The sequence below is a fragment of the bacterium genome (assembly GCA_030654305.1).
GTDB lineage: Bacteria > Krumholzibacteriota > Krumholzibacteriia > LZORAL124-64-63 > LZORAL124-64-63 > PNOJ01.
Genome location: JAURXS010000195.1, coordinates 1 through 1,482 on the forward strand (window position 1 = coordinate 1; position 1,482 = coordinate 1,482).

The window sequence follows — 1,482 nt, forward strand, 5'->3', positions numbered from 1 at the left end:
GGCTCTCGGCGTGCAGGGCCAGGAAGTCGCCCACGCCCATGTCGATGACGAAGTTCATGTTCTGGCTGAGCTGGGCGACGAGCTTGCGGTCGCCGCCGGCGCGCCAGCGCTCGTCCCCTTCGCGGCCGTCGACCAGGACGCGCCGGCCGGTCGGCGTGTCGCCGCGGGCCACCCACTCGATGTCCGCCAGCAGGCGGCTCTTGCCCGAGCCGGTCGGCCCCACGATGCAGACGACGTCGCCCTTGCTCACCGTCAACTCGCGCACCGGTTCCGGCTCGCCGCGCTTGTCGCGGCCGCCCAGGACGGTGATCGCGCCGACGATCTCCTCCTCGGCGGACAGGAAGGCCTCCATCTCGGTCAGGAAGGCCGCGAGGTCCGCGAGCAGCGCCGCATCGCAGCAGTCGGCCAGCGCCGCGGCGGGCGCCTCGGGCAGCTCCACGCCGCGTTCGCCCAGGAAGCGCTCGGCGTACGGCCACCGTTCGCGCAGGGCGCCCACGGTCACGCCGCGCAGCAGGTCCAGGTGCGTCATCGCGCCCCCTCCCCGCCGCTGAGCGGCGCGCCGAGCTGGCGGTCTGCGTCGACTTCGAGGTTCGTGCCGGCGGTGCCGAGGTCGATCTTGCGCACGTTGCCCAGCTGGTACTGCGCGCCGATGCGCGTCTCGCCCAGGCAGTAGCTGCACAGCGCGGCGGGCATGCTGAAGCGAAGGCGCCGGCCTTCGACCGTGTCGACCTCCGCGCCCTCGCGCCACAGCGAGGCGAACTCGAAGCTGCCCTGGCCGGTGACGCCGTTGACGTGCAGGATGCGAGCCTTGGGGTTGACGCGCCGCACGCGGGCGGCGAAGACCTCGCGCTCGGCCTGGCTGACCACGTCCCCCTTGGTGATCACCACGATGTCGGCCGACTTGAGCATCGGGCCGATCTTCTGCGGCGTGTCGATGCCCGAGAGGTTGTCGATCACGCAGACCGCCAGCACGTCGCGGATGTAGGGCGAGCAGCGGTTGCACAGGCCGGCGCTCTCGCTCACCAGCACGTCCAGACCCTCGCCGCGGCCCCACTGCACGCACTCCTCGACGTTGCTGACGAAGTAGTGGTCGGGGCAGAGGGCGCCGGACAGGCCCTTGCGCACCGGCAGGCCGTGGCGCGCGTAGGTCTCGTCGTCCTGGGTGCTGAGGCAGTCGAACTTCACCACGCCCACGCGCAGGCCCGGCCCCTGCGGGCCGTCACCACGCACGTGGGCGACGGTCTTGAGGATCACCGCCGTCTTACCCGACGACGGCGGCCCGCTGACGGTCACGAACCTCATCCCTCGCCCCCCGTCGCATCGTGGAACACGCCGGCCAGCCGCGGGATCAGCTCGCCGAGGTCGTGCTCGCGGATCGTGTCCCAGCCCAGCCACTGCCAGGCGGCGCCGGCCGGCAGCTCGTTGACGACCTCAGGCAGCAGCGACGGGAACAGCCCGCGGTGGCTGAGGATCTCGCCGGTC

3 protein-coding genes are annotated in these 1,482 nt (G+C 72.3%); all 3 read right to left on the minus strand.

Features of this window, described 5'->3' with window-relative positions:
* Positions 1-529: ABC transporter ATP-binding protein (locus Q7W29_05130; GenBank protein MDO9171199.1), on the minus strand; the 529-nt coding region annotated here is incomplete at its 3' end.
* Positions 526-1,302 carry a GTP-binding protein gene (locus tag Q7W29_05135; protein MDO9171200.1) on the minus strand — a complete coding sequence of 259 codons (777 nt, stop codon included), beginning with the start codon at positions 1,300-1,302 and terminating at the stop codon, positions 526-528. The genes Q7W29_05130 and Q7W29_05135, both read right to left, overlap by 4 nt.
* On the minus strand, positions 1,299-1,482 hold a 184-nt coding region (locus tag Q7W29_05140), incomplete at its 5' end, for an iron ABC transporter substrate-binding protein (protein ID MDO9171201.1). The genes Q7W29_05135 and Q7W29_05140, both read right to left, overlap by 4 nt.

Excerpts from the sequence above, each read along its gene's own strand:
- Q7W29_05135 (MDO9171200.1), bottom strand. The coding sequence starts at position 1,302 with ATGAGGTTCGTGACCGTCAGCGGGCCGCCGTCGTCGGGTAAGACGGCG.